The following is a 26950-nucleotide window of genomic DNA, read 5'->3' as shown; positions in this document are numbered from 1 at the left end:
GAACGCCCGGTGCCGGGTTAGCGTGGACGCGATGAGGTCCAGCCGTCGAACGATGCTCGCGCTCCTCGCCGTGGGCGTGGCGATCGGGGTGCTCGGAGCACTCGGCTCGTGCAGCGCGGACCCGGCCACGGACAGCAACGCGACCGTGACGACGGACCCGGTGATCTACCCGCTGTCGCTCCGCTACCCGGGCATCGACGTCGTGACGGACGTCCCCTACGGTGCGGACGCCCTGCAGCGGCTCGACGTGTGCCTACCGCCGGACAGTGCCCCGGACACGAAGACGACCCCCACAGCGGCGCCGACCCCGTCACCACGGCCGTCGGCGGCGACCGACGACGCAGCCGACCGCCGCGGTGGACGGCCCGCCGTGATGATGGTGCACGGCGGCAGCTGGTCCCACGGCGACAAGGCCACCGCGGCGTACCGGGCCGTGTGCGAGTACCTCGCCTCCGAGGGCTTCGTCACGGTGAACGTCGACTACCGCCTGGCGCCGACCGACCCCTTCCCCGCGGGTCTCGACGACGTCCGCCGGGCACTGGACTGGGTGTTCCGCCCGTCGACCCTCGCCGCGTACGACATCGACGCCGCCCGCGTCGGGGTGTTCGGCGGCAGTGCCGGCGGGAACCTCGTCGCGCTGCTCGCCGTCACCGACCACGAGTCCGCCGCGTACGCCGCAGGTGATCGGATCCGCGCGGTCGTCGATCTGAGCGGCCCGACCGACCTGACCGAGCGGTCCACCCGCGCGGACGGCGTCTCGGCGTCGTTCCAGCGGAAGCAGCTCCTCTACCTCGGCTGCCGGACGTACACCGCATGCCCCGCTGCCGAGCGCGCGTCGCCGACGTTCCACGTCACCCGGGACACGGCACCGTTCTTCGTCGGACACTCCACCGACGAGTTCATCCCGCTCTGGGAGTCGCAGGAGTTCGTGGCGGCGCTCCGTGCCCACGACGTCCCGGTGACGTTCGTCGCGGTGGAGGGGTCGGCGCACTCGATCGCACAGCTCGACCGGGCGATGAGCGAGCGGGTCGTCGCGTTCCTGCACGCACGGCTCGGCTGACGGCGAGGCGCGTGCCCCGTGCGGGTGCCACCCGGAGGCGGGCGTGCGCGAGGGTCCCTCGCACCCCCAGACTCCTGGGGTGACCGACACGCCGACCCGCCCCGCGCGCGCCACCTCCGAGTGGCCGCGCCGCACCGCCGCCCAGACCGGGACCGAGCTCCTGCTCGGCCTGTCCTTCACGGCCACGGTGGCGACGAGCGGCTACGCGGCGGCGACCGGCCACCTCGCCGTGGTCGCCCAGGGCACGGCCGTCGTGTTCCTCGTGACGCTCACGTGCGTGCTCGTCTCCTGGTTCCGGGGCAGCGAGACCCGCTGACCGAGTCCGCGACCGGGACCGGGAGCGCGACCGCGACCGCCACCGCGATCAGCGAGGGTCGCTGACCCCGTCCGGAGCCGGTTCCCCGGCACCTCCCGACTTCACCGCCCGCCGGTCCGCCCGCCGCTCCCGAGCACCCTCGACGACGGAGTACAGCGCCGGCAGCACCACGAGGGTGAGCAGCGTCGAGGACACCAGCCCACCGATCACCACGAGCGCGAGCGGCTGCGAGATGAAGCCCGACTTGCCCGTGAGCCCCATCGCCATCGGCAGCAGCGCGAAGATCGTCGCGAGCGCGGTCATCAGGATCGGCCGGAGTCGCCGCGTCGCTCCCTCGACCAGGGCCTCGCGCACCCGCAGTCCGCGGCGCCGGTACTGGTTCACGAGGTCGATGAGCACGATCGCGTTCGTCACGACGATGCCGACGAGCATGAGCAGACCGATGATCGACGCGACGCCGAGCGGGATGCCCGTCGCGATCTGGAGCAGCACGGCGCCGGTCGCGGCGAACGGCACCGAGAACAGGAGCAGCACCGGCTGGAGCAGGCTCCGGAACGTCGCGACCATGATCACGTAGACGATGAGCACCGCGACGAGGATCGCGAGGAACAGCTGGCTGAACGCGGACGACTGGCTCGACGCGACGCCGCCGATCGAGGCCGACGCACCCTTCGGCAGGTCGAGCTGGTCGACCGCCTTCGTGACGTTCTGCACGGCCGCACCGAGGTTCGATGCGTCCGGCGTCACCGTGATGGTGGCGGTGCGGACGGCGTTCGACGTCGTGATCGTCGTCGGGCCGTCGGACTGCTCGACCGTGGCGAGGTCGGACAGCGGCACCTCGCCGGTCGCCGTGGGGATCGACAGGTTCTTCAGCGCGTCGACCGTGGCCGGCGGGTTCGCGTCGGCGATGTACACGTCGAGCGTCGCGTCGTCGATCTCGACGCTCCCGGTGTCCCGCGGTGACACGGCTGCGGCGACGAGCCCACCGACCTGGGTCTCGGTCAGCCCGCGCTCGGCGGCCGCCTGCCGGTCGACCTTCACAGCCAGGTACGGCTCGGCCGCGGACAGGTTGCTCGTCGCCCCCGTCGTCCCGTCGACCGCCCGCATCTCCTCGAGGACCTGCTGCGCAGCGGTCTGCAGCTCGGTCTGGGTCGGGGCGGTGACGTCCACCTCGATGTCGCTCGACCCGCCGAACCCGCTGCTCGAGGTCAGCGACACCTCGCCGGCGCCGTCGATCCGGTCGATGCGCTTCCGCGCGTCGGACTGGATGGTCGTCTGGTCGCGCTGCGCGTCGGTCGTCACGTTGTACTGCACCGAGGCCGACGCCCCGCCGCCGAACGCCGCCTGGATCGACTGGCCGCTCGAGCCGATCGTCGTCTGGACGGTCTGCACGCCGGGGACGTCGCGGAGTGCCCGCTCGACCTTCTCGGCTTCGTCCGACTGCACGGCGAGGCTCGTCCCCGGCTTGAGGTCCTGCGTCACGGTGAACGTGTTCTGGCCGGAGTCGCCGAGGTAGTTCGTCTTGACGAACGGCACCGCTGCGGCCGTCCCGCCGAGCACGAGGACGGCGAGCACCAGCACGATCGCGGGCCGCCCGATCGCCCAGCGCAGCACCGGCTGGTAGCCGCGACGGAGCCGGTCGGGAGCGGCGGCGTCGTGCAGGTCCGCGGCGGACGACAGCGCCCCGGTCGACGACGCGGCCGACGCAGCCGACGCCGACGCCGACGCCGACGAGTCAGGAGACGCCGACATACCGGCGTGCTTGTGCCCCTTCGGCGGGCGCAGGAACCAGTACGCGAGCACCGGCACGATCGTCAGCGACACGAGCAGCGACGCGACGAGCGCCATCGTCACGGTGAGCGCGAACGGCCGGAACAGCTCGCCCACGAGCTCGGCGACGAACGCCACGGGCAGGAACACCGCGACGGTGGTGAGCGTGGAGGCGGTCACCGCTCCCGCCACCTCGCGCACGGCGTCGAGCACCGCGCGCCCCCGGTCGACGCCGGGTTGCAGGTGCCGCTTGATGTTCTCGATCACCACGATCGAGTCGTCCACCACGCGACCGATCGCGATGGTCAGTGCCGCGAGCGTGATGATGTTCAGCGTGTAGCCGGCCGCGCGCATGCCGATCGCCGCGAGCAGCACCGACGTCGGGATCGAGATCGCGGTGACGATCGTCGACCGCAGCGACAGCAGGAACACGAGGATCACGACGACGGCGAAGCCGAGGCCGAGCAGGCCCTCCTCGGCCAGCGAGTCGATGGACTGCTGGATGTACGGCGCCTGGTCGAACACGACGGTGAACTGCGGGCTCCCCGTCACCTTCGCCTCGATCCCGGGCAGCGCGGCCTTCACCGTCTCCGAGACGTCGACGGTGTTCGCCTCCTGCGTCTTCGTGATCGCGATGGTCAGCGCGGTCTTGCCGTCCACCCGGCTGATCGAGGTCCGCGGCGACTCCGCGATCTGCACGGTCGCCACGTCGCCGAGACGGGTCGGACTGGAGGCACTGCTCGCGCCCGCCCCGCCGGTCGCGGTGGTCCCGGTGCCGGTCTGGCCGGCGGCGGATCCCCCGGCGGTGCCGTCACCGGACGTCTGCGTCCCACCGGCCGCACCACCGGACGCGGCACCGCCCGACGCGGCGGAGCCGCCGGCCGCGCCCGACGCGGAGCCACCGGCGGACGACGAGGACGACGAGGACGACGTGGAAGAAGAGGAGGAGGACGACGCCGTGAGCGGCAGGTCCTCGATGTCGGCGAGCGAGGCGATGCGCTGCCCGGTCTGCACCGAGAGCGTCGTGCCGTCCTGCGTGATCGTGCCGCCCGGGATCAGCGTGCCGTTGTCGCTCAGCGCGTCCGAGATCGACTGGCTCGTCAGGCCCTTCGCCGCCAGCTCGGACTCGTTCGGCGTGATGACGACGCGGCGCCCCGGGTTGCCGAACACGCTCGCCTGCCGCACGCCGTCGAGCTTCTCGAGGTCGGGCACCGCGGTCGCGTTCAGCCGGTCGACCAGCTGCTCCTGGTTGCCGGAGGCCGTGACGGCGAGCTGCAGCACGGGCAGGTCGTCGAACGACCCGGTGACGATCTGCGTCTGCACGGTGTCCGGCAGCGACAGTGCGTTCACAGCGGTCTGGATCTTGTCCTCGGCGCTCGCCAGGTTCGAGCCGTAGTCGAACGACGCCGACACCACGCTCTGCCCGGTCGACGACGTCGAGGTCGTCGACTCCAGGTTCGGCACGACCTGGATCGCCTGCTCGATCTTCGTCGACACGTCGTTCGACACGACCTCCGGCGTGGCACCGGGGTAGGCGCTGACGATGGCGACCTGCGGGAACTCGACGCTCGGGATGAGCTCCTGCTTCAGGCTCGTGAGCGAGATGCCGCCGAACACCGCGACGACGATGGTGACGAGGGCGATGAGCGCGCGGTTCCGGATGCTGAAGACCGAGAGGAGGTGCACCCGGTGATCCTCCCAGTTCCACCTGCGAACCAGACCCCCCACGGCTGACCTGTGGAGAACTGCCTCACCCGCCGATGAGCAGCAGTGCCCCGAGCACCCCGACGGCACCGACGAATCCGGTCGCGAGCGCCGTGACGCGGCCGACCGGGCTCCCCGCCCGCACGACCGCCACGACGAGCACCACCACCCCGACGGCGAGCTGCACGGCCCAGGCGGGCGTCGTCTCGGGCGTCGCCACGCGCAGGAACGCCCGCACCGACTCCCCCACGAGCACCGCCGCCACGACCCCGAGCGCCCCGGCCGCCAGCACCGCGCCCCGGGTGCCGCGCCGGAGTCCGACCCGCAGCGCCACCTCGACCGCCCCGGCCAGCAGCCCCGCGGGGACCCCGAGCAGGACCCACGGGTTCGTGATCGACAGGAAGTCGGGGTACCCGCGCAGCACCGTGGCCGCCCAGTAGCCGACGTGCATGAGCTCGAGGAGCACGACGCCGAGCAGCATCGCGAGCGGCAGGGCCACCCGGCCGGCCCGGACACCGGCGACCGCGCACAGCAGCACCGCGACGACGAACCACGGCCCGGCCGAGTTCGACACGGTCGCGAGCGCGGGGACCGCCTGCCCGAACGAGGTCAGCACCCCGGCCAGCAGGGCGCCGGTCAGAGCGATCGACACCCGCGCGACCGGCGGGACCGGACGGGCCGGAACGGCTTGGACGGGGGCAGGGTCAGGGGTGGAGACGAGGGCGTAGGTCGGGCGGGTCGGCTGCATGTCATCAGCCTCCGGCGCGGCCGCCGGCACCGCGTCCGCCGTCGGGGCGACGATGCGCCGGGCGGGTCAGCCCAGCGGATGACGTGCGCTCACACCACCGCGGCGAGCGACCCGCGGGTCCCGACCCCGTCGCCGCCGATCCGCGCCCAGGCCCGCTCGAGCACGTCGACCATGCGCTCCCGGTCCGCCGGCGCGGTCGTGAACGGCACCCGCAGGAACCGCTCGAACCCGCCGTCGGGACCGAACACCCCGCCCGAGGCGAGCACCACGCCCTCGGCCCGCGCGGCGAGCACGAGCGCGCTCGACACCGGCCGCCCGAGGCCCACCCACGTCGTCAACCCGCCCGCCGGCGACGGGACGTCCCACTCCGGGAGCCGCGTGCGCAACGCGCCCACGACGTCGTCGCGACCGGCGCGCAGGAAGGTGCGTCGCGCCTCCAGGACGGCCGCCGTCCGCGGGACGAGCTCCCGCGCGACCAACTGGTCGAGCACGGGCGTGCCGAGGTCGCCCGACGGGCGGGCGAGCAGCATCCGCTGCAGCAGGTCCGGCTCGGCGCGCACCCACCCGATGCGCAGCCCACCCCAGAACACCTTCGCCGCCGAGCCGATCATCACGACGGTGGAGGACGGCACGGCGGACGCGGCCAGCGGCGGCTCCGGCGAGCCGTCGATCCGGAGCTCGCCCATGGTCTCGTCCGCCACCACGACGGTGCCGGTCGCCGCCGCGACAGCGAGCAGGCGCTCCCGGGTCGCGGCGGGCATCGTCGCGCCGGTCGGGTTGTGCAGCTCGGGCATCACGTACGCGACCGCGGGCGCCGTCCGGCGGAGCGTCGTCTCGAGCGCCGACGCGTCCCACCCGGTGTGCGCGTCGACCGGGACGCCGACGAGCCGGCCGCCGGCCTCGCGGAAGGCCTCGTGCGCGTGCGGGTAGGTCGGCGACTCGACCAGGACGGCGTCGCCGCGGCGCACGAGCACCCGGGCGAGCAGCGCGATCGCGTGCTGCGCGCCGATGGTCACGACGATCTGCGACGGGTCGGTCGGCAGCCCGCGCTCCGTGTAGCGCTCGGCGATCGCGGCCCGCAGCCCGGGGTCCCCGACCGTGTCGTACCCGATGCCGGCGAGCGCCGCGGGGACGTGCCGGACCGCGCGTTCGACGGCCTCGGCGACCTCGGGGGCGGCGTGCAGGGCGGCCTTCCGCAGATCGAGCAGCCCGCCGTCGACGACCCCGCCGAGCCGCTCCGGGTCCGGGCGCCCGGCGAGCTCCCGCGGTAGGTGCACGACGCTGCCGGAGCCCCGCAGCGACACGAGGAACCCGTCGGACCGGAGTCGGGCGTAGGCGTTCGCGACCGTGGTCCGCGAGACGCCGAGTGCCTCGGCCAGCCCGCGCTCGGCCGGCAGCCGGACGCCCAGGGGTACGCGTCCGTCGATGACGAGCACGCGCAGGGCGTCGGACAGCGCCTCGTACGCGGGGGCGTCGGTCCCGTCCCGCCAGTCGGTGAGCAGGAGGGCGGCCGATCGCGCGCTCAGGAGAACCGGGGTCACGGGTCCACCGTAGCCAGATTGGCTCTCGACCAACAGGCCAATCCGGCGCGAGCATCGACCCGTGCCCCGCTCCGTCAGCCTCTCGCTCCGCTCCGTCCAGCTCCTCGTCGGCCTGTTCCTCTACGGCGCCTCGACCGCACTGCAGGTCCGCGCCGTGGTCGGCGTCGGCTCGTGGACGGTGCTCACGCAGGGCCTGGAGAACGTGCTGCCCTGGTCGTTCGGCGTCATCACCGTGGTGTCGAGCGTCGTCATCCTGCTGCTGTGGATCCCGCTCCGCCAGAAGCCCGGCATCGGCACGCTGTGCAACGTCCTGGCGATCGGCCCGTCCGCCGACCTGGTGCTCTGGCTCGTGCCGGAGCCGGACGGACTCGTCCCCCGTGTGCTGCTGTTCGCGGCGGGCCTGGCGCTCCTCGCGGTCGCGACGGCCTGCTACATCGGCGCCGGGCTCGGGACCGGCGCCCGGGACGGGCTGATGGTCGGCGTGCACGAGCGCTTCGGCTGGCCGCTCTGGCTCGCCCGCACCGTCATCGAGGTCACCGTCGTCCTGGTCGGCTGGCTGCTCGGCGGAGACGTGGGGGTCGGCACGGTGGTCGCCGCGTTCGCGATCGGGCCGATGGTGCAGCCGCTCATGCCGCTCTTCCGCCGCCTGCCGTGGTCCCCCACCCGCACGGGCGACGCGGACCCCGTCCACACCCCTGGTGGCGACGAGACCGGAGCGGCTAGGGTCGCGCCATGCGACTCGGAGTGTCCTCCTACAGCTACGCCCGCTCCCTCCAGCGTGGTGCGCTGACGATCTTCGACGTGGTCGACCGCGTCGCCGCGGCCGGGGGCGAGCACCTCGAGGTCGCGGCGGGCGGGTTCGGCGACGACCTGCCCCGGCAGCCCGAGCTGGTCGAGCAGCTGCGGGGTCACGCCGCGGCGCGCGGCATCGGGCTCGCCAACTACGTCATCGGCGCGGACTTCTCCGACCCGACCACCGTCGACGCCGAGGTCGCGCGGGTCCACGAGCACCTGGACGTCGCGCACCGGCTCGGTGTCACCCGGTTCCGGCACGACGTCGTGCCGTGGGCCTGGCGGGACGCCGACCACGCCGAGTTCGAGCGGGTGCTCGCGCAGGTCGTGCCGGTCTGCCGCGCGGTCGCCGAGCACGCCGCGACGCTCGGGATCACGACGATGGTCGAGAACCACGGCTTCGCCTTCAACGACAGCGAGCGGATCCTGCGGCTCGTCCACGAGGTCGACCACCGCGCCTTCCGCACCCTGCTCGACGTCGGCAACTTCGTCTGCCTGGACGACGACCCGCTCCGCGCGGTGCAGCGGACCCTGCCGGTCGCGGCCGTGGTGCACCTGAAGGACTTCCTGGTGCGCGAGACCCCGCCGGCCGCGGACGGCTGGCTCACGACCCTGGCGGGTCGCGCGGTGCTCGGCACGGTCGTCGGGCACGGTGACCTGCCCCTGGGCCGGATCGTCGAGCGGATCGTCGCGAGCGGGTTCGACGGCCCCCTCTCGATCGAGTTCGAGGGGCTCGAGGACGACGTCGACGCGGTCGAGCGCGGACTCGCGAACGCCCGCGCCCTGTGGGCAGCGGCCGGCGGTTCCTGAGACGGTGCCGTGACGGACGGGAGGCGCGGTGCCAGCCGGCACCGCGCCTCCCGTCCGCCGTCCTGGTGCGTTCAGACGGACCGCACCCGCACCGTCTCGCCGCTCGCGGCGGACTCCTGCGCCGCCAGCACGACCGCCAGCGTGCGGAGGCCGACCGCGGCGTCGGGCTGCGGCTGCTCGCCGCTCCGGACCGCGGTGACGAACGTCTCGAGCATCGCCTGGTCGAAGTCCGGCCCGTACGGCAGCACCACCGACCGACCGGTCGCGGCGTCGAGCCCCCGCACACTCGGGCGGAAGAAGTCGACGTCCACGGATCCCTCCGACCCGACCACGGTGAGCGCGAGCCCACCCCACGTCGGCGAGGTGTCCGGGCGGCTCCACGAGCAGTCGATGGCCGCGATCGTGCCGTCCGCGTAGGTGATCGTCACGAGCCCGGCGGTCTCGGCCTGCGCGCGCGCGGCGTGCAGCACCCGGTTCGTGACGGCCGTCACCGTCACGGCCGGCGTGCCGTCGAGGAGCTCGTCGAGCAGGTCCGCGATGTGCACCACGTGGTCGACGATCGCGCCGCCGCCGGACAGCTCGGGCTCGGTGAACCACGAGCGGGTCAGCGGGAGCATGCCGTTGTTCGCACCGCGGACCGAGAAGACCTCGCCGAGCCGGCCGGCCCGCTTCGTCGCCGCGAGCCGGGCGAAGGTCCCGGCGAACCGCACCGGGAACGCCACCATGAGCAGCACGCCCGCGGCCTCGGCGGCGGCCCGCATCGCCAGGCCGTCCTCCCACGTCGTCGCGAGCGGCTTCTCGCACAGCACGTGGGCACCCGCGGCGGCGGCCTGCTCGACGAGCGCGCGGTGCCGGGCGTTCTCGCTCGTCACCACGACGGCGTCGACGCCCTGGGCGAGGAGCTCCTCGACCGAGTCGACGTACGCGACCCCGAGGGCGTCGGCGAGCTCCCGACCGCGCAGGTCGGTCAGCTCCGTGCCCGTGGAGGTGCCGTCCGGGTCGGTGCCGACGACCTCGACGTCGGGCATCGCCTGCAGCGCCGTCAGGTACGACAGCGCGTGCGTGTGCGCGAAGGACAGGACGCCGATGCGCAGGGTGGTCATGCCGTCGCCCCCTCGTGCGTCCCGGCGGCCGGGGCGGGTACGAGGTCGACGGGCTGCCCGGTCTCGACCGACCGGAGCGCCGCGTTGACGATCCGGACCGCGGTCGCGCCGTCCTCGGCGGAGACGCGCGGGACGGGGCCGCCCCGGAACGCGCCGAGGTACTCGCGGATCTCGAGGAAGTAGGGGTCCTCGGTCGGGTCGAGCTCCGGCAGGTCGCCGCCCACGGCCGCCTCGTCGAGGAGCTCGGCCGTGTAGTTCCGCTCCGCGCGGGAGTCGTGCGACAGGGTGCCGAGCGTGCCGGTGGCCGAGAACTCGGTGACGAACGGCAGGTGTGCCGGCCCCCAGATGCCCGCGACGTGGCTGATCGCACCGGACGCGTGGGTGAGCAGCACGTGCGCCGCCTCGACCGGGTGGTCGATGGTGCCCTTCCTGACGTGCACCGCGCTGACCCGGACGACGTCGCCGGCGATCCACCGGGCGATGTCCAGGTCGTGGATCATCTGGTCCATGATGATGCCGCCGGACAGCTCCGGGTCGGCGAACCAGGCGGAGCGCGTCGGGAAGCCGCCGGAACGGACGAAGCGCAGGACCGCGAGCTCGCCGAGCTGCCCGGCCTCGACCGCGGCCTTGAGGCGGACGTACTCGGGGAAGTACCGGACGACGTGCGCCGGGAAGAGCTGCCGGCCGGCCTCGTGGGCGCGTCGGACGAGGTCGTCGGCGTCCGCGTCGGTGCGGGCGAGCGGCTTCTCGCTGATGACGTCCTTGCCGGCGGCGAGCGCTGCCCGCACGACCTCGGCGTGCGCGTACGTGGGGACGACGACGTCCACCACGTCCACGCGGGCGAGGAGCTCGTCGAGCGAGCCCACCACCTCGCCGCCGTGCGCGGCCACGAGCTCCTCGGCGCCGACCTCGGAGTAGACGACGACGTCGCCGAGGCGGAGCAGGTTCGGCAGGTGTGCGTGGGCGATCACCCCCGCGCCGACGAGGCCGATCCGGAGTCGCTGTTCGGTCATGGGGTCCTCCTGGTTCCGTGTGGTGCTGGGTCCGCGGCGGGCGCGGGCGCGCTGGTCGCGGGCGCGCTGGACGTCGGCGCGCTGGTCGTGCCCGTCGCGCTGGTCGTGCTGGTCGTGCTGGTCGCGGCGGCGGTGCGGGCGAGGAGCGCGGCACCCGCCAGGCCGGCACCGGCCCCCGCGAGCGACTGCTCGATGCGGGGCGACGGCCGCCAGCCGAGTCGGGCGTCGACGGCCGTGCGGAGCGGGGCGAGCAGACGCTCCCCGGACTCGCCGAGCCCGCCGCCGACGACGACGACCGCGGGGTCGAGCACGGCGGACAGGATCGCGACCCCGGCGGCGAGCGCGTCGACCGCGTCCGCCCACACCGCGGCCGCGACCGGGTCGGTGTCGACCGCCGCGACGATCTCGTCGGTGGCCCCGTCGATGGTGCCGCCGGCCGCACGGTAGCGCCGGCGGATGTTCCGGGCCGAGGCGTACGCCTCGACGCACCCACGCTGCCCGCACGTGCAGGGCTCCCCGCCGGGCCGGACGCAGACGTGCCCGACCTCGCCGGCACCCCCGGCGGCGCCGACCACCAGGCGGCCGTCGACGACCAGGCTCGCGGAGATGCCCGTGCCGATCGGGATGAAGACCATCTCGCCGACGTCCCGACCGGCGGCGGTGCGGGCGGCGATCTCGGCCGTGGCCGCGGCACGCGCGTCGTGGGCCACCGCGACGGGGACGCCGTAGCGCTCGCGCAGCAGGTCGGCGATCGGCAGGTCGTGCCAGTCGAGGTTGACCGCCACGACGACCGTGCCGGCCGCGGAGTCGACGACCCCGGGAGTGCACAGGCCGATGGCGGCGAGCGGGTGTCCGGCGCCCGTGGCGGCGGCCGCGAGCCGGTCGACCACGGCGACGACCGCGGCGAGCGCCGGTCCGCCGGCGGCCAGGTCCCCGACCGCACTGCCCCCGGTCGACGGCCCAGCGGCCGTCGGCGTGCCGGAGACCGTCCCGTCCGTGGTTCCCACGGTCCCGAAGGTCGGGACGACGGCCCGGTCGAGCACGACGTCGCCGATGCGCAGCAGGCCCTTGACCGTCGTGCCGCCGACGTCGACCGCCACGACCGCGCCGGACTGCTCGAGGTCGCGGACCGCGGTGCTCATGCGGTCCGCTCCGCCGCGGTCCGGACCATCTCGTCGATACGGGTGGGGGCGAGGACCTCGTCCACGGCGAGCACCGTCGCACCGCGGATCCCGGCGTCGCGGGGCTCGCGGCTCGCACGGACGTCGAGCGCGTCGGCGACCATCGGCAGGCACGAGCGGTAGAGCTCGCCGCGGATGGTGGCGACGAGCACCGAGGACGCCGACATCGCGCCCGCGAGCACGACCTCGCTCGGGTTGCAGAAGTTCACGATCCCGGACAGGACCCGGCCGATGTGCTCCCCGGCGCGGCGCAGCTCGTCGAGGACCACCGGGTCGCCCTGGGCGGCGAGGGCGAGGACGTCGCCCGTACTGCCGACCTCGCGCCCCGTGGCCCGGAGCCGTGCGACGACGGCGCCGCCGGAGGCCACGGACTCCAGGCAGTCCGGCACACCGCACGTGCAGCCGATCGCGGCCTCGCCGTCCACGGGGGTGTGGCTGATCTCGCCCGCGGCGCCGCTCACGCCGCGGTGCAGCCGACCGTCGAGCAGGACGCCGGCGCCGATGCGCGTGCCGAGCTTGACCGCGACGAGCGTGCCCGACCGGTCCGGCTCGGGGTGCTCGGCGAGGGCGATGAGGTTCGCGTCGTTCTCGACGAGCACGGGGACGTCGGTGTACTCCGCGAAGAGCTCGGGCAGCACGGCCCCGTGCCAGGACGGCTCGAACGACGGGGTCGCGATGCTGCCGCCCGGGTAGGACACCGGCGCGGGAATGCTGATCGCGGCGCCGCGGAACCGGTCCATGTCCAGGCCGCTGTCCCGCGCGAGCTCGACGAACCGCTGCCAGAGCGCCGCGACGGACGCCCGGGGCCCGGCGGCGACCGGGACGGTGCCGGCGCCGTGCTCGAGGGCGTCGGTGTCCGCCAGGACGGTCCCGGCCAGGTCGGTGAGGACGATGCGCACGTGGTGCGCGCCGAGGTCGGCCGCGGCGACGAACCCGGCGTCCGCGACGAGTTCGAGCCGTCGGGCCCGGCGTCCGCCGCGGGACCCCTCGGCACCGCTCTCGCGGACGAGCCCGAGGGACGTCAGCGCGTCGACCCGGGCGGACGCCGTGGACGGCGCGAGTCCGGTGCTCCGGGCGATGCTCGAGCGCGAGGTCGTGTCGGAGACGCGGATGAGTCGGAGGACGTCCCCGACGGACCCCGGGCTCCGCGCCATGTCCTGGAAGTGCTGCTCGTGCATGTCGTCACTGTAGCGGCTGATCGATCGATGATCGAACGAAGTCGGTGCAAAATCGACTATTTACTTTTGGTGATCGAACGGTAATCTGCTCGAAACAGCCGTTTCTTAGCGTTCAACGACGAGCCAAGAGGAGGTCCGCATGACGAGTGCGGTTCAGAACCCGACCAGGGTGACCGTTCCCGGTCGACGGTCGTCCACCGCGGACGCCAGCCGGATGGAACGACGGGAAGGCCGGGCGGGCTACGTGCTGATCGCCCCCACGACGGTGCTGCTGGCGCTGTTCTACCTGTACCCACTGGCGCAGACGGTCTTCTACTCGTTCACGAACTGGAACCCCGCGTCGGGCGAGACGAACGGCTTCGTCGGGCTGTCGAACTTCACCGGTCTGTTCCGCGACGGCGAGTTCCTGCGCGCCGCCGGCAACACCGCGCTCTACGTGGTCGTCGTCGTCCCCGTCACGATGGCGCTCGGCCTGTTCTTCGCGGCACTGCTCGCCCAGCCGTTCCGCGGCCGTGGCGTCTACCGCGCCCTGCTCTTCGTGCCGTACATCGCCCCGATCGTCGGCAGCGCCCTGATCTTCAGCTTCATCCTGTCGCCGCTCGGCGGCCTGGTGAACGGCGTCGTGACGGCCCTCGGCGCTCCCCCGATCGGCTTCCTGACCTCGGAGCCCTGGGCGCTCGTCTCGGTGATCGTGTTCTCGATCTGGCAGGGCGTCGGCTACACGATGATCATCTACTCGGCCGCGCTCACGAACATCCCGGCGTCCTACATGGAGGCCGCGACGCTCGACGGCGCCGGACCGATCCGGCGCTTCTTCCGGATCTCGCTCCCCCTGGTCGCGCCGACCACGGGCTTCCTCGCCATCACCGGCGTGATCGGCGCCCTGCAGGTGTTCACGCAGGTCTACGTCCTGACCCAGGGCGGCCCGATCAACTCGAGCGAGACGATCCTCTACTACATCTACAACCAGGGCTTCGTGTTCTTCCACGGCGGCTCGGCCAGCGCCGCCGCCGTGATCCTGCTCATCGTCGGCATCCTCGTCGCGGTCGTCCAGCTGCGGGTCATCAACCGCCGCGACCCCATCGAGCTGAACTAGGACCGCACCGTGACCCAGATCGCATCCCGCGCCCTCCCGTCGGACGCGCACCGCGCCTCCCGTCCGCACCGCAGCCGACCCTTCGGCGTGCTGTTCCGCAAGCACTCGCCGGCCGTCCTGCGCCACGTCATCCTGATCGTCGCCGTCGTCCTGTTCTTCGGCCCGTTCCTCTGGATGCTGCTCACGAGCTTCAAGTCCTCGGAGGAGGCGCTGGCCTTCCCGCCGACGTTCCTGCCGAAGCAGTGGGAGCTGTCGAACTACACCGACATCTTCACCGTCGCGCCGTTCGGCCTGTACTTCTTCAACTCGACCGTCGTGGCGATCGCGACGACCGCCGGGCAGATCGTGACGAGCCTGGCGGCCGGGTTCGCGTTCTCACGGCTGAAGTTCAAGGGCAAGAACATCGTGTTCGTCGTCCTGCTCGCCGCCCTCCTCGTGCCGTTCGAGGTCGTATTCACGCCGCTGATCACCCTGCTGTCCTCGCTGCACTGGCTGAACAGCTACCAGGGGCTCATCGTCCCGAACATCCCGTCGATCCTCGGCACGTTCCTGTTCCGGCAGTTCTTCACCTCGTTCCCGAGCGAGATCGAGGACGCCAGCCGGGTGGACGGCGCCGGCGTCTGGCGGCGGATGTGGTCCGTCGTGACCCCGATGGCGACGCCGATGATCGGCTCCTTCGCCGTGCTGTCCTTCGTCTACAACTGGAACAACTTCTTCTTCCAGTTCCTCGTGGCGTCCCGCACCGAGTTCTTCACGGTGTCCGTCGGCCTCACGCAGCTGCAGTCCGCGAACGCGAGCCAGAGCTTCAACCTGCTCATGGCCGGTTCGACGCTGGCGATCCTGCCGGTGTTCATCGTCTTCATCATCTTCCAGAAGCAGATCGTGTCGGCCATGGCCGGCGGACTCCGCTGATCCCGGCCACCCCTCCCCGCTCCACCCCCTCAGCACCACTCCCTGCACCACTCCTCGCACCACCCAGAAGTCCGAGAAAGGACGATCTCATGCGCAAGCGACTGCTCGGTGTCACGGCCCTCGCCGTCGGCGCCGCTCTGGCCCTGTCCGGGTGTTCCGGTGGGTCCGTCACCGGCAACTCCGGCGGCAGCGGCGGCAAGACGACGATCACCGTGTGGCACAACTACACGGGGCCGCAGGCCACCGAGGTGAAGAAGCTCATCGACGAGTACAACGCCTCGCAGGACAAGATCGAGGTCCAGCCCCAGTACGCCGCCTCGTCCGACCAGTTCGACGCGAAGCTCATCAACGCGTTGAAGAACGACACCGGCCCCGACATGGTCCTCGGCGACAGCACGCCGCAGCAGACCGGTGAGGTCATCCAGACCGGCAAGGTCCTGCCGCTCGAGGACTACCTGTCCAGCGGCGACATCACGAAGGACAGCTTCACCGAGGGCATGCTCTCGACGGGCGAGTTCGACGGCAAGCAGTACACGCTGCCGACCGACATCGGCGACTACGCCGTCGTCTACAACAAGGAGATGTTCAAGGAGGCCGGGATCACCGACACCCCGACCACCTGGGCCGAGCTCGCCGACGACGCGAAGAAGCTCACGAAGGGCACGACCCAGTACGGCGCGTACCTGCCGATCGGCACCGGCGAGTGGCCGGTCTTCACGTGGCAGTCGATGCTGTGGGGCGCCGGCGGTGACTTCCTCAACGAGGACGACACCAAGGTCGAGTTCAACAGCGACGCGGGCGTGAAGGCCCTCACCGCCTGGACCGACATGCTCAAGGACGGCACCGCGTACCCGCAGTCGCTCCTCACCACCTCGACGAACGGTGCCGTCCCGGCCCTGACGTCGAAGAAGGCGGCGATGGCGATCACCGGCGCCTACGACCTGTCCACGATCGACAGCACGCTCGGCAAGGACAACGTCGGCGTCTTCGCCCTCCCGGGCATCGAGAAGCCGGCGATGAACCTCGGCACGAACAACTCGTACCTGATCAAGACGACCAAGGCGAAGCAGGACGCGTCCTGGAAGTTCATGCAGTGGTGGCTCAGCCCCGAGACCGAGGCGAAGTGGGACATCGCGACCGGCCTGCTCCCCGCGAACAAGGCCACGTCGGACAACGAGACCTGGAAGAAGTACCTCGACGACAACCCGCGCCTCAAGGCCTTCGCCGACGAGCTCGAGTACGCCAAGGCCCGTCCGTCCATCACGGCCTACGGCGAGGTGAGCGCGGCGCTGTCCACGCAGCTGCAGTCCGCGATGCTGCTGAAGACCAGCCCGAAGGACGCGCTCGACGCCGCGGCCGAGAAGGCACAGGCGGCGCTCGACTCCGCGTCGAAGTAACCGCCCCGCCGGACCACGACGGCCCCGCGCCCACCAGGGTGCGGGGCCGTCGTGCGTCCCGACACTCGAAAGAGCAAGGGACCGGTGACAATCGCAGGCTCGCGATGTATCGTGATTTCCACCAACGCGATACATCGCGAGTTTCAGGAGGCAACATGGCCCAGGAGAAGTGGCTCGTCGAGGAGCCGAAGGTGATCGACACCGGGATCGTCCGCGCACTGCGCGTCGGGCTCGCCGGTGGACAGGTCGACGTCGTCGCACACGACGAGCCGACCGCCCGCATCGAGGTGCACAGCGTCTCGGGCAAGCCCCTCAAGATCGAGCTCGACGGCGACACCCTGACCGTCGACCACCCGCAGATCGGCTGGGACGACCCGCTCGGCTTCCTCAAGTCCTTCCGCGGCCGTGCCGCCGCCGACGTCAGCGTGCTCGTCCCCCGCGACGCGCGCGTCACGATCGGCGTCGTCTCCGCCGGCGCCCTGCTGTCCGGCACGAACCGGGGCGCCTCGGTCAACACGGTGTCCGGCGACGTCGTCGTCGACGGCCTCACGGGCGACCTCGCCGTGCACGCGGTGTCCGGCACCACCACCGTCCGCGAGCTCGAGGGCGCCCTGACGGTCCGCACGGTCTCGGGCGACGTCGTCGCGACCGGCGCCATCCCGCGCTTCACCGCCGACGGGGTCAACGCCGACGTGGTCCTCGACCTGCAGGGCACGCCCGACACCGCGCGAGTCAACACGGTCTCCGGGTCGGTGAGCGTCCGGCTCGAGGACGGCGTCCCCTACCGCTGCACCGTGAGCACCGCGTCCGGCAAGCTCCAGTTCGACGACTCCGAGATCCGCGGTGTGCGCGGCTCCTACGTCAAGCAGGGCGGCGAGCTCTCCGGACAGTGGCTCGACCTCAAGGTGAACTCGGTGTCCGGCGACATCGCGGTGCTCCACGCCCCGGCCGCGCCCGCCGCCCAGGTTCCCACCGCCACCACGACCGTGACCGACGAGAGCGAGGCGTCCGCATGAGCCCGGTCTTCGCCCACGGCCACCTGCGGCTGTACCTGCTCGTCCTGCTGGCCGACCACCCGATGCACGGGTACGAGGTCATCCAGGCCCTCGGCGACCGCTTCGGCGGCACCTACGTCCCGAGTGCCGGCACGGTGTACCCGCGCCTGGCGAAGCTCGAGGCCGAGGGGCTCGTCACCAAGACCGTCGACGGCCGCAAGACCGTCTACGCGATCACCGAGGCCGGTCGCGCCGAGCTCGACGCCCGCGCCGACGAGATCGCCGCGGTCGAGAACGGCGTCGCCGACTCCGTGAAGTCCCTCGCCGACGGCGTCCGTGCCTCGGTGGGCGAGGCCATGCGGTCCCTCCGCGCCGACCTCGCCGCGAGCGCACAGGCGCCCCGCGGACAGACCGCGGACGAGCCCCAGGACGTGCCGTCCGAGGGGGCGCGTGCACTCCGCGAGGTCGAGATGGTCCTGTCGTCGTTCCGGCAGCAGGTCCGCGCCGACCTGCGTCGCCAGGCGACGCGCGGCTCCCTGTCGGACGACACCGTGACGCGCCTGCGCGACGGTCTCGAGGCGCTGCGCCGCTCGCTCTGACCGCGCGCGACGTCGGACCGGGCCGGTCGGGCGGGCGCACCACGCGCCTCCCGTCCGGCCCGTCCGCAACCACCCGCCGGACCCGGACCTGCGGACACCGACGGCGGTCGGTCGTAGCATCGGTCCTCGACATGACGATCTCCGACCTGCGCACCTTCGCGACGTTCGACGGCCACGGCGGCAAGGTCTCGAAGCGCGTCGAGGTGCTCGACCACGAACCCTCCCCGGCCGGCCCGTACGCCGGGCTCGTCGCGGTGCGCGGCGAGCACCCCCTCGGCGCGGTCGACGAGCGCCCGGCCGACGACGGCGCGGACCTCGCCCGCGGGGTCGCGAGCATCGGCTGGGTCGACCCCGCCACGCTCCGCGACTGGTACCGCCCGGACCGCGTCGTCGTGTCACGGCTCGAGGCGCGCCGCTCCGGGCTCGAGCCCGGCCTGTTCGCCGATTCGCGCGGACGCGGTCGCGTCCGGATCGACGGCCTGGAGGCACTGCTCGCCCCCGACGGTCGGCCCGCCTTCCGCGCACTGGCCGGCCCGGCGGACGCGCCGGTCGTCGACGTCCGGCTCCCCACGGACCAGGCGGTCCGCCTGGTCGCGGTCCGCGAGGTCGACGAGGGGCTCGAGGTCGTCACGACGCCGGTCTCGCCGTTCCTGTCACCAGGGCAGCACCGGGCGTACGACGACGACGTGGTCGGACTCCCGCCGCGCCCGTCCTCGGGGACCGTCGAGGTCCGTGCCGCCGTGCTGCTGGACGGGTCCCTCCACCAGGTGGTGCGCATCGACGAGCGCGCCGCGACGATCTGGCTGCGGCAGGGCGATGCCGAGGTCCCGGTCGCGTCGAGCGCCGTGGGCGCCGACCTGGTGCGGTACACGGTCGTCCCCGCCTGAGCGCGCTGCCGGGTCCCGCCTGTCCCGCTCGCGCTGTCGGGGGACGACGTGCTGCGTTGGCCAGGCGGTCCCGCGCGTACCGTCGGCGCCATGACCGACGCAGCAGACCAGACCCCCGACGACGCCCACACCGGCGAGACGCTGGGCGGCGAGCGACCCGACCCCTCGACGACCGCGAGCAAGGACCCCGAGGACTGGGTGACCGGCGACGAGCCGATGACCGGTCCGCAGCGCAGCTACCTGGACACCCTCGCGCGCGAGGCAGGCGAGGAACTGCCCGCCGACCTCACCAAGGCCGAGGCGTCCGAGCACATCGACCGCCTGCAGCAGCAGACCGGGCGCGGCGCCGACTCCTGACGCTCCACCCCCGCCCCCGCCCCTGAAAGCGTGTCCGCGGTTCGGCGGACCGTTGTCTGGGGGACCCCTGGCGAAGTCCGGGAAGTCCCCCGGACGAGGGGGATCGATGACACGTCACTGGATACCGTCGTCGCCATGCGAACGACATCGACCTCCATCGGCCTGACCGCGCTCCGCATCGTCCTCGGCGTGGTGTTCATCGCCCACGGTGCCCAGAAGTTCGCCCAGGGCATCCCGAACGTGACCCAGGGCTTCGCCGGCATGGGCGTCCCGCTCGCCGAGGTCGCGGCGCCCGTGGTCGCCGGCCTCGAGCTGGTCGGCGGCGTGCTCCTCGTCGCCGGTGTCGCAACACGGGTCGTCGGACTCCTGCTCGCGGTCGACATGGTCGTGGCCGGCTTGCTCGCCCACGCCACGGCCGGCTTCTTCGCGCAGGACGGCGGATTCGAGTACGTCCTCGTCCTGGCCGTCGCCTCGGTCGCCGTCGCACTGACCGGCCCCGGTCGGTTCTCCGTCGACGCCCTCGTCCTGCGTTCCTCGCGCCGGAAGCGGGGCGTCGCGGAACCCCTGCCGGCCTGACGCCGGAGCCGCGGTCCGGGGGACGCCGTGCGGGGTGTCGGGATCGGGGTACATGGTAGAGTGATCGGCAGATTTCAAACCACGAACCGTCTGGTTCCCCGGGTGGCATCCCCCACCCGCCAGGACCGGACCAGAGCCGAACACGAGGGGGTCACGCATGGGGCGCGGCCGTCAGAAGGCAAAGCACACCAAGGTCGCCCGGGAGCTGAAGTACTTCAGCCCGGAGACGAACTACGGTGCACTCGAACGCGAGCTCTCCGCCGGGCAACACTCGGACGAGAACTCCTACGTCGACCGCTGGGCGGACCAGTACGGCGACGAGGAGGACGACGAGCTCGAGACCCAGCAGGACCAGAACAAGTCCGCCTGACCTCACCGTCGACGCCGCGCACCCTCCGGGGTCGCGCGGCGTTTCCGCGTGCGCGGAAGTCGGCTCGCAACCGTCCCGTGCGCCGGGGCCCGCACGAACGTGCCAGATCTGTCACGCTCGACGCACCGACGCGACACGTCTTGCCCGCCCGGCGACACGCGCCCGGCGTTTCGTGCACACTCGACGCGCCCCGAAGCCCAGGGATCTCAGTGCTCCGGCCCGGCGTCCCGGTCGAAGGCGCTCGCCGAGCGAGCCAGATCTGGCACGCTCGGGCTGTCCCGCCGACGTGTCCTGCACGCTCGGCGTCACGCACGCGGCGTGTCCTGCACGCTCGGCGTCACGCACGCGGCGTGTCCTGCACGCTCGGCGTCACGCACGCGGCGTGTCCTGCACGCTCGGCGTCACGCACGCGGCGTGTCCTGCGGGCTCACACGCCTCCGGCGCCCGGACGCCGGCCCGGGCTTCCCTGCACCAGGTCGCACTCCCCGCGCGGCGCCGCGCGCGCCCTCAGCCCGCGTAGCTCCCGACGAGCCGGACAGCGCCGCCGTCGACGCCCTTCGCGCCCTGCTCGAAGCCGTCCAGGCCGCGCGCCGATGTCGAGATCGCCCCGACGGTCCACGCCGGCAGCCCAGCGGCACCGAGCGCCGCGACGACCGAGTCGGCAGCCGACGCCGCGACGACCGCGAACATCCCGATGCCGAGGTTCCACGTGCCCTCGGTGTCCTCGACCGGGGTGCCGGCCATGTCCGCGAGCACCCGGAACACCGACGGGGGCGTCCAGGTGGCCCGGTCGACCTCGACCCAGGTGCCGACCGGCAGCACACGCGCCAGGTTCGCGGCGATGCCACCGCCGGTCACGTGCGACAAGGAGTGCACGGCGCCGGGCTGGGCCTCGAGCAGGTCGAGCAGCGGTGCGGTGTACAGGCGGGTGGGCTCGAGCAGCGCTTCGCCGACGGACACCCCGGCGCCGAACTCCGGCAGCTGGTCGGTGTAGCCGACGCCCTTCGTCGACAGGATGTGCCGGACGAGCGAGTAGCCGTTCGAGTGCAGGCCGGAGGACTCGATCGCGACGACGACGTCCCCGTCCTCGACCAGGTGTGCGCCGAGCTGGCGGTCGGCCTCGACGACGCCCGTCGCGGCACCGGCGACGTCGTAGTCGTCCGGGCCGAGCAGCCCCGGGTGCTCCGCGGTCTCGCCACCGACCAGCGCGGTGCCGGTCGCCGAGCAGCCGCGGGCGATGCCGGCGACGATGTCCGCGATGCGGTTCGGGACGACCCGGCCGCAGGCGATGTAGTCCGTCATGAACAGCGGCTTCGCCCCGACCACCACGATGTCGTCGACGACCATGCCGACGAGGTCCTGGCCGATGGTGTCGTGCTTGTCGATCGCCTGCGCGATGGCGACCTTCGTGCCGACCCCGTCGGTCGAGGTCGCGAGCAGCGGCCGTTCGAAGTCCTTCAGGAACGAGACGTCGTACAGACCCGCGAACCCGCCCACTCCGCCCAGCACCGAGGCGTTGTGCGTCGCCGAGACGGCGGACTTCATGAGCTCGACGGCCAGGTCACCGGCGGCGGTGTCGACGCCGGCGGCTGCGTACGGGTTCGGCATGCGTTGTCCTCCGCGGGGCATGGCAGACTTGTTCGGTACCACCCGATCCTACGGTCTGGAGCACTCCGCGAATGTGCGGCATCGTCGGCCTCGTTGCGCAGGGGCCCGTCAACCAATCCATCTACGACGCCCTGCTGCTCCTGCAGCACCGGGGCCAGGACTCGACGGGCATCGCCACGGTCGAGGGTCACGTGCACCACATGCACAAGACGCGCGGCCACGTCCGCGAGGGCTTCCGCACCCGTGACATGCGGGCGCTGCTCGGCACGATGGGCCTCGGCCACGTGCGCTACGCCACGAAGGGCGCCGCGAGCAACGAGGAAGAAGCCCAGCCCTTCTACGTGAACGCCCCGTACGGCATCGTCCTGGTGCACAACGGCAACCTCACGAACACGCGGGAACTCACCCGCGAGCTGTTCGACATCGACCGCCGGCACCTCAACACGAGCTCCGACACCGAGCTCCTGGTGAACGTCCTGGCGCACGAGCTGCAGGGCCAGGTCCGCGGCAGCGAACTCGACCCCGGCCAGGTGTTCGACGCCGTCGAGCGCGTGCACGAGCGCGTCGAGGGCTCCTACGCCACGATCGCGACCATCGCCGGGCACGGCCTGCTCGCGTTCCGCGACCCGTACGGCATCCGGCCGCTCATCCTGGGCCACAAGTTCGACGAGGCCGGCCAGCCGGAGTGGGTCGTCGCGAGCGAGTCGCTCGTGCTCGAGTCCGGCGGCTACGAGATCGTCCGCGACATCGCCCCGGGCGAAGCGGTCTTCATCGAGATGAACGGCCAGATGCACGCGCGCCAGTGCGCGAAGGACCCCCGCCTGGTCCCGTGCTCGTTCGAGTACGTCTACCTGGCCCGTCCCGACTCGGTGATGAACGGCATCTCGGTCTACGACGCCCGACTGCGGCTCGGCAACCGGCTCGCGGACACCATCGCGCAGTACGCCCCGACCGGCGACATCGACGTCGTGATGCCGATCCCGGACTCGTCGCGTCCGGCCGCGATGCAGGTCGCGCAGAAGCTCGGAATCGACTACCGCGAGGGCTTCTTCAAGAACCGCTACGTCGGCCGCACGTTCATCATGCCCGGGCAGGCGGAGCGCAAGCGCTCGGTCCGGCAGAAGCTCAACGCGATGTCGTCGGAGTTCAAGGGCAAGAACATCCTGATCGTCGACGACTCGATCGTGCGCGGCACGACGAGCCGCGAGATCGTCGAGATGGCGCGGGCCGCCGGTGCGAACGAGGTCACCTTCACGAGCGCCGCTCCCCCGGTCCGGTTCCCGCACGTCTACGGCATCAACATGCCGACCCGTGCGGAGCTCATCGCACACGACCGGAAGATCCCGGAGATCAACCGCGTGCTCGGCAGCGACCACCTGATCTACCAGGAGGTCGCCGACATGCGTGACGCGATCATCGAGGGCTCGGACGTCACCGACCTCGAGATGAGCTGCTTCACCGGCGAGTACGTGACCGGCTCGGTCACGCCCGAGTACCTCGCCTGGGTCGAGGCGAACCAGCTCAGCTAGGTCCGGTCGCGACGCGACCAGGAGACGGACGGGAGGCACGGTGCCAGCTGGCACCGTGCCTCCCGTCCGTCATCCGGTCACAACCGTCGGTGGCGCCGTCCGCCTGTCCGTCTCCTGTCCTTCAGGGACGGTCGCCGTCCGGGTGCTCGATCTCGCCGTCGACCGTGTCCGGGACGGGCTCGACCTCGACGCGCTCCGCCGTGAGGCGGGCGGCCCGCTTCGCGAGGACGCGGTCGAGCACGACGGCGACGACCGCGCCGACGGCGGCACCGATGGTGACCCCCCAGAGCGAGAAGTAGCCGACCAGGGTGCCGAAGCTGGCGTCCTGCTGGTCGCCGCGGTCGATGTCCATGGTGACCGACACGACGACGAGGGTCGCGAGGAAGCCGAGGACCGCACCGCCCAGGATGAACACGCCGAACTTCGGTGCCCGGCGGATGGTGACCTCGTCCGGGGTGGAGACGGCGTTCGGGGCCGGCGCCGCGGGCTCGGGCGTGCGGTCGGCGGGACCGTCGTCGGGTCGGGGTTCGGGTCGGGCGAAGTCGCTCACCCCTCCATTGTCCCCCACTGTGGGAGGTGGTCCGGTCTGTCCTGTCCCCCGCGGCCGGGGCAAGATGGTCCAGACGAGGAGCGGGAGGTGGAGGGGTGCGAGACCGACCCGTCGACGACCGTCGTCACCCACGGACCCCGGCGAGGGTGCCGTGGCCGATCGTGCCGCGGCGCGAGGAGGACCGCGCGGTCGCCGTCGTCGCCGAGCACCGCTGGAGCGTCGCGATCGTCGGCGCCCCCGGCCTCGGCAAGAGCTCGACGGCGGCGCGCGTGACGGACCGGGTCGCCCGACGCGACGCGACCGGCCGGACCCTCGTCGTCCCGATCACGGCCGTCGCCGCCGGACGCTCGATGCCGTTCGGCGCCGTCGCGGACCGCTTCGGGGAGCTCCCGGTCGCCCTGGCCGAGCTCGTCGACGACGCGGTCGCCGCCCAGCGCCTGCGCGAGACGACCGACCTCGCCGACCGGGACGTGCTGCTCCGCGTCGACGACGCCGACCACCTCGACGCGATCTCCGCCCGGTACGTCGCGTGGCTGGTCCGCGACCAGGGCGCGCGGCTCGTGCTGACCTGCCGGGACTTCACCGCGCTGCCCGACCCGCTGCGCGCACTGTGGCAGGACGACCTGCTCGAACGGATCGACCTGGCACCGCTCGACCTGCGCGAGACCGGCGAGGTCGTGGCCGCGGCACTGGGCGCCCAGCTCGAGACGGCGTCCACCGAGCGCGTGCACCGGGCGACCGCGGGCAACCCGCTGTACCTGCGCGAGGTCGTCCGTGCCGCGCTGACGTCCGGCGCGCTCGAGCAGACCACGTCCGGCTGGTACTGGCGCGGGCGGGTGACGGCGTCGAACAGCCTGGCCGACATGTACCGCTCGGAGCTCGGTGCCCTGCCGGAGGACCTGCGGGACGTCGTCGACATCGTGGCGCTCGCCGACCCGATCCCCCTCGAGCGACTGCTCCGGCTGGTGTCGGGCGGGGACGTCGACCGGGTGGTCGCCCTCGGCCTCGTGACGATCGACACGGCGGATGACTGCGCCCGGGTCGTCCGTCCGTCGCACCCCCTCGTCGGCGAGGTCGTCCGGGCCCTCGTGCCGGTCGCCCGGCGTGCGGCCCTGTTCGCGCGCGCCAACGCCTTCCGGACCGACAGCCCCGAGGGCGCCCCGCCCGCCGCTCGACTCCGTGCCGCGCTCTGGGCGCTCGACTGCGGCGTGCTGCCGCCCGTCGGGCAGCTGCTCGACGCGGCCCAGGTCGCCGTCCGGCTGCAGGAGCACGAGAGCGCGATCGCCCTGGCGTCCGCCGCACTCCGCACCGCCCTGACCGCGCGCGAGCGGGTGACCGCGCACTGCCTGCGGTCGATCGCGCACTCGTACAGCAGCGGGCGCGAGGCCGGCCGCGTCGACGCCGAGGCCGCCTGGTCCCTCGCGCGCTCCCGTCCGGCCGAGGTCGGCGACGCGATGGTCGTCGAGGCCTGCGAGACGCTCGCGAACATCCGGCAGTTCCACGACGACGACGTGGACGCCGCGGTGGCCCTGGCCGAGGCGGCGGCCGGCCTCGTCGGTCCGGAGACGGCCGAACGCCTGCGGATCCTGCGCCTGGCGCACCTCGGGTGGGGCGGCCGGTTCGAGGAGGTCCGCGCCGAGGTCGAGCGCTCCGGGGTCCTGCAGCAGCCCACGGTGTCCGTCGCGTTCCTCGCGCTCGCCCCGTGCGCCGTGATGGCCCTCGCCACCGCGGGACGGCTCGACGACGCCGCCGGGCTGGCACGACGGGCGCTGGCGACCGCGGTCGAGCACGTCGAGGAGGCCCCGTGGGCCGTCGGCGAGGTGATCTCCGTGACGCACCAGCTCCAGGTCTGGCGCGGGGACGTCGCCACGATGCTCACCGAGATCCCGGTCCGCCGGGCGAGCCCGTTCCTGAAGTACGACTTCACCCTCGAGCTGATCGGCGTCGGCAACCAGGCGATCGGCCAGCGGCGCTGGGACGACGCGATCGCGGCGCTCTCGGCCGCGTGCGAGCGGTACGACGTGGCCGACCACGGCGGGTTCGCGGCCTACCCGTGGGCCCGGCTCGCGATGGCGAACGCCTACGCCGGGCACGCCGAGCAGGCCGCTGCCGCACTCGACCGGGCACGGAGCACCCCGCTGCGGGCGATGCGGATCACCGGCGAGCAGGTGGCGATGTCGATCGCGTGGACCGAGGCCGTGCTCGGCAACCCGGCCGGGCTCCGGCACGCGGACGAGATCACCGAGCGGGCGACGGCGAGCGGCGCGTGGCTGCACGTGATGTACGCCGAGACGCTGCACTTCGCCGACGACGTCATGCGCGGGCACGACGCCACGGTCTCCCGGGACCGGATGCGTACCGCCGCGGCGCGGGTGGACGGACCGCTCGCGAACGCGGTCGTCGAGTACGCCGACGCCCTGCGCGCCGAGGACCGGTCGCGGATCGCGGAGGCGGCGGCGGTCCTCGCGACGCACGGCATGGCGGTCACGGCCGGCCGATTGAAACCCCCGCTGACCCACCGGGAGTACGAGGTGGCGGAGCTCGCGGCACGCGGGTTGAGCAACCGGCGGATCGCGGAGTCGCTCGGCCTGTCCGTCCGGACGATCGACGCCCACCTGTCGCGGGTCTTCGCGAAGTGGGACCTGCACGCGCGGTCGGAGCTCGCGGAGATGATCGGGCCGCGCTGACGGTCGGCGCTGACGGTTCTCGTGTCGCCCCGTCACGAAATCGTCGACAACGAAACCCAGGGTTCGTTGTGGATTGCAGCACGACGCGCCGCGATGGTTGACAACGCAACCCGCAAGTCGCGTACCTTGGAGTCCGTCGCCGGGTTCGGACCCGTTCGGGTCGGGTCCGAA

The 26950-nt window shown here is 72.7% G+C and carries 24 protein-coding genes; 15 read left to right on the top strand and 9 right to left on the bottom strand.

Annotation, left to right across the window (positions count from 1 at the left end; translation table 11 throughout):
- Positions 1-31: 31 nt before the first annotated feature.
- Positions 32-1060 carry an alpha/beta hydrolase gene (locus tag LQK89_RS03130; RefSeq protein WP_231050168.1) on the top strand — a complete coding sequence of 343 codons (1029 nt, stop codon included), beginning with the start codon at positions 32-34 and terminating at the stop codon, positions 1058-1060.
- A gap of 79 nt (positions 1061-1139) precedes the next feature.
- A complete protein-coding gene (locus LQK89_RS03125) occupies positions 1140-1376 on the top strand; it encodes a hypothetical protein (protein WP_058740611.1) in 237 nt (78 codons plus the stop codon).
- Between the two features lie 48 nt (positions 1377-1424).
- Here LQK89_RS03125 and LQK89_RS03120 read toward each other — a convergent pair whose 3' ends face one another.
- The 3 genes from LQK89_RS03120 to yczR all read right to left on the bottom strand — a co-directional run bounded on the left by LQK89_RS03120 (position 1425) and on the right by yczR (position 7139).
- A complete protein-coding gene (locus tag LQK89_RS03120) occupies positions 1425-4832 on the bottom strand; it encodes an efflux RND transporter permease subunit (RefSeq protein ID WP_231050167.1) in 3408 nt (1135 codons plus the stop codon).
- 64 nt (positions 4833-4896) lie between these two features.
- A complete protein-coding gene (locus tag LQK89_RS03115) occupies positions 4897-5598 on the bottom strand; it encodes a DUF6518 family protein (RefSeq protein WP_231050166.1) in 702 nt (233 codons plus the stop codon).
- 89 nt (positions 5599-5687) lie between these two features.
- Complete coding sequence (gene yczR / locus LQK89_RS03110) at positions 5688-7139, bottom strand: MocR-like transcription factor YczR (RefSeq protein ID WP_231050165.1); 1452 nt, start codon at positions 7137-7139, stop codon at positions 5688-5690.
- 61 nt (positions 7140-7200) lie between these two features.
- Here yczR and yczE point away from each other — a divergent pair, with 61 nt between their 5' ends.
- Together yczE and LQK89_RS03100 are read left to right on the top strand one after the other, a co-directional pair.
- On the top strand, positions 7201-7929 hold the full coding sequence (gene yczE / locus LQK89_RS03105; RefSeq protein WP_231050164.1) for a membrane protein YczE: 729 nt from the start codon (positions 7201-7203) through the stop codon (positions 7927-7929).
- Entirely contained in the window at positions 7872-8741 is an 870-nt protein-coding gene (locus LQK89_RS03100; protein WP_231050163.1) for a sugar phosphate isomerase/epimerase family protein, read from the top strand. Before yczE ends, LQK89_RS03100 begins: the two co-directional genes overlap by 58 nt.
- 71 nt (positions 8742-8812) lie before the next feature.
- Here the strand turns inward: LQK89_RS03100 and LQK89_RS03095 are convergent, their stop codons facing one another.
- From LQK89_RS03095 to LQK89_RS03080, 4 genes are read right to left on the bottom strand one after another with little or no spacing between them, the layout of a single operon-like run.
- Positions 8813-9844, bottom strand: a complete 1032-nt coding sequence (locus tag LQK89_RS03095) for a Gfo/Idh/MocA family protein (RefSeq protein WP_231050162.1) — start codon at positions 9842-9844, stop codon at positions 8813-8815.
- The gene (locus LQK89_RS03090) at positions 9841-10857 is read right to left on the bottom strand and encodes a Gfo/Idh/MocA family protein (protein ID WP_231050161.1); all 1017 of its coding nucleotides are present in this window, start codon (positions 10855-10857) and stop codon (positions 9841-9843) included. The genes LQK89_RS03095 and LQK89_RS03090 overlap by 4 nt, the downstream gene beginning before the upstream one ends.
- Complete coding sequence (locus LQK89_RS03085) at positions 10854-11999, bottom strand: ROK family protein (RefSeq protein WP_231050160.1); 1146 nt, start codon at positions 11997-11999, stop codon at positions 10854-10856. Before LQK89_RS03085 ends, LQK89_RS03090 begins: the two co-directional genes overlap by 4 nt.
- Positions 11996-13216 (bottom strand): ROK family transcriptional regulator, encoded by a 1221-nt coding sequence (locus tag LQK89_RS03080; protein ID WP_114850204.1) that lies wholly within the window; start codon positions 13214-13216, stop codon positions 11996-11998. The genes LQK89_RS03085 and LQK89_RS03080 overlap by 4 nt, the downstream gene beginning before the upstream one ends.
- A gap of 139 nt (positions 13217-13355) precedes the next feature.
- Between LQK89_RS03080 and LQK89_RS03075 the strand changes: the two genes are divergently transcribed.
- From LQK89_RS03075 to LQK89_RS03035, 9 genes are all read left to right on the top strand, one after another.
- Complete coding sequence (locus LQK89_RS03075; protein WP_083520143.1) at positions 13356-14312, top strand: carbohydrate ABC transporter permease; 957 nt, start codon at positions 13356-13358, stop codon at positions 14310-14312.
- Between the two features lie 9 nt (positions 14313-14321).
- On the top strand, positions 14322-15224 hold the full coding sequence (locus LQK89_RS03070; RefSeq protein WP_058743231.1) for a carbohydrate ABC transporter permease: 903 nt from the start codon (positions 14322-14324) through the stop codon (positions 15222-15224).
- Between the two features lie 89 nt (positions 15225-15313).
- On the top strand, positions 15314-16621 hold the full coding sequence (locus LQK89_RS03065; protein WP_231050159.1) for an ABC transporter substrate-binding protein: 1308 nt from the start codon (positions 15314-15316) through the stop codon (positions 16619-16621).
- Between the two features lie 155 nt (positions 16622-16776).
- The gene (locus LQK89_RS03060; RefSeq protein ID WP_231050158.1) at positions 16777-17637 is read left to right on the top strand and encodes a DUF4097 family beta strand repeat-containing protein; all 861 of its coding nucleotides are present in this window, start codon (positions 16777-16779) and stop codon (positions 17635-17637) included.
- Positions 17634-18215 carry a PadR family transcriptional regulator gene (locus tag LQK89_RS03055; RefSeq protein WP_058743234.1) on the top strand — a complete coding sequence of 194 codons (582 nt, stop codon included), beginning with the start codon at positions 17634-17636 and terminating at the stop codon, positions 18213-18215. The genes LQK89_RS03060 and LQK89_RS03055 overlap by 4 nt, the downstream gene beginning before the upstream one ends.
- 131 nt (positions 18216-18346) lie before the next feature.
- Entirely contained in the window at positions 18347-19102 is a 756-nt protein-coding gene (locus LQK89_RS03050; protein WP_175326729.1) for a hypothetical protein, read from the top strand.
- Positions 19103-19192: 90 nt separating this feature from the next.
- Entirely contained in the window at positions 19193-19459 is a 267-nt protein-coding gene (locus LQK89_RS03045) for a DUF3072 domain-containing protein (RefSeq protein ID WP_114850423.1), read from the top strand.
- A 135-nt stretch (positions 19460-19594) separates the two neighbouring features.
- Positions 19595-20035, top strand: coding sequence for a DoxX family protein (locus LQK89_RS03040; protein ID WP_231050157.1), 441 nt, complete (start codon positions 19595-19597; stop codon positions 20033-20035).
- Positions 20036-20192: 157 nt separating this feature from the next.
- Complete coding sequence (locus LQK89_RS03035) at positions 20193-20405, top strand: DUF3073 domain-containing protein (protein WP_058741523.1); 213 nt, start codon at positions 20193-20195, stop codon at positions 20403-20405.
- 507 nt (positions 20406-20912) lie between these two features.
- Here the strand turns inward: LQK89_RS03035 and purM are convergent.
- The gene (gene purM / locus LQK89_RS03030; protein WP_144802896.1) at positions 20913-22013 is read right to left on the bottom strand and encodes a phosphoribosylformylglycinamidine cyclo-ligase; all 1101 of its coding nucleotides are present in this window, start codon (positions 22011-22013) and stop codon (positions 20913-20915) included.
- A gap of 71 nt (positions 22014-22084) precedes the next feature.
- On the opposite strand from purM, the gene purF reads away from it, so the two are divergent.
- Positions 22085-23542: an amidophosphoribosyltransferase gene (gene purF, locus LQK89_RS03025; protein WP_058741525.1), complete on the top strand. Its 1458-nt coding sequence runs from the start codon at positions 22085-22087 to the stop codon at positions 23540-23542.
- 121 nt (positions 23543-23663) lie between these two features.
- Here the strand turns inward: purF and LQK89_RS03020 are convergent, their stop codons facing one another.
- On the bottom strand, positions 23664-24092 hold the full coding sequence (locus tag LQK89_RS03020; protein ID WP_231050156.1) for a hypothetical protein: 429 nt from the start codon (positions 24090-24092) through the stop codon (positions 23664-23666).
- A gap of 95 nt (positions 24093-24187) precedes the next feature.
- Here LQK89_RS03020 and LQK89_RS03015 point away from each other — a divergent pair, with 95 nt between their 5' ends.
- Entirely contained in the window at positions 24188-26779 is a 2592-nt protein-coding gene (locus tag LQK89_RS03015; RefSeq protein ID WP_231050155.1) for a helix-turn-helix domain-containing protein, read from the top strand.
- The last annotated feature ends 171 nt before the right edge of the window (positions 26780-26950 follow it).

Source organism: Curtobacterium sp. C1 (assembly GCF_021049325.1).
GTDB lineage: Bacteria > Actinomycetota > Actinomycetes > Actinomycetales > Microbacteriaceae > Curtobacterium > Curtobacterium citreum.
The sequence above is the reverse complement of the archived record's forward strand: the minus strand, read 5'-3'. Positions and strand labels throughout refer to the sequence as shown.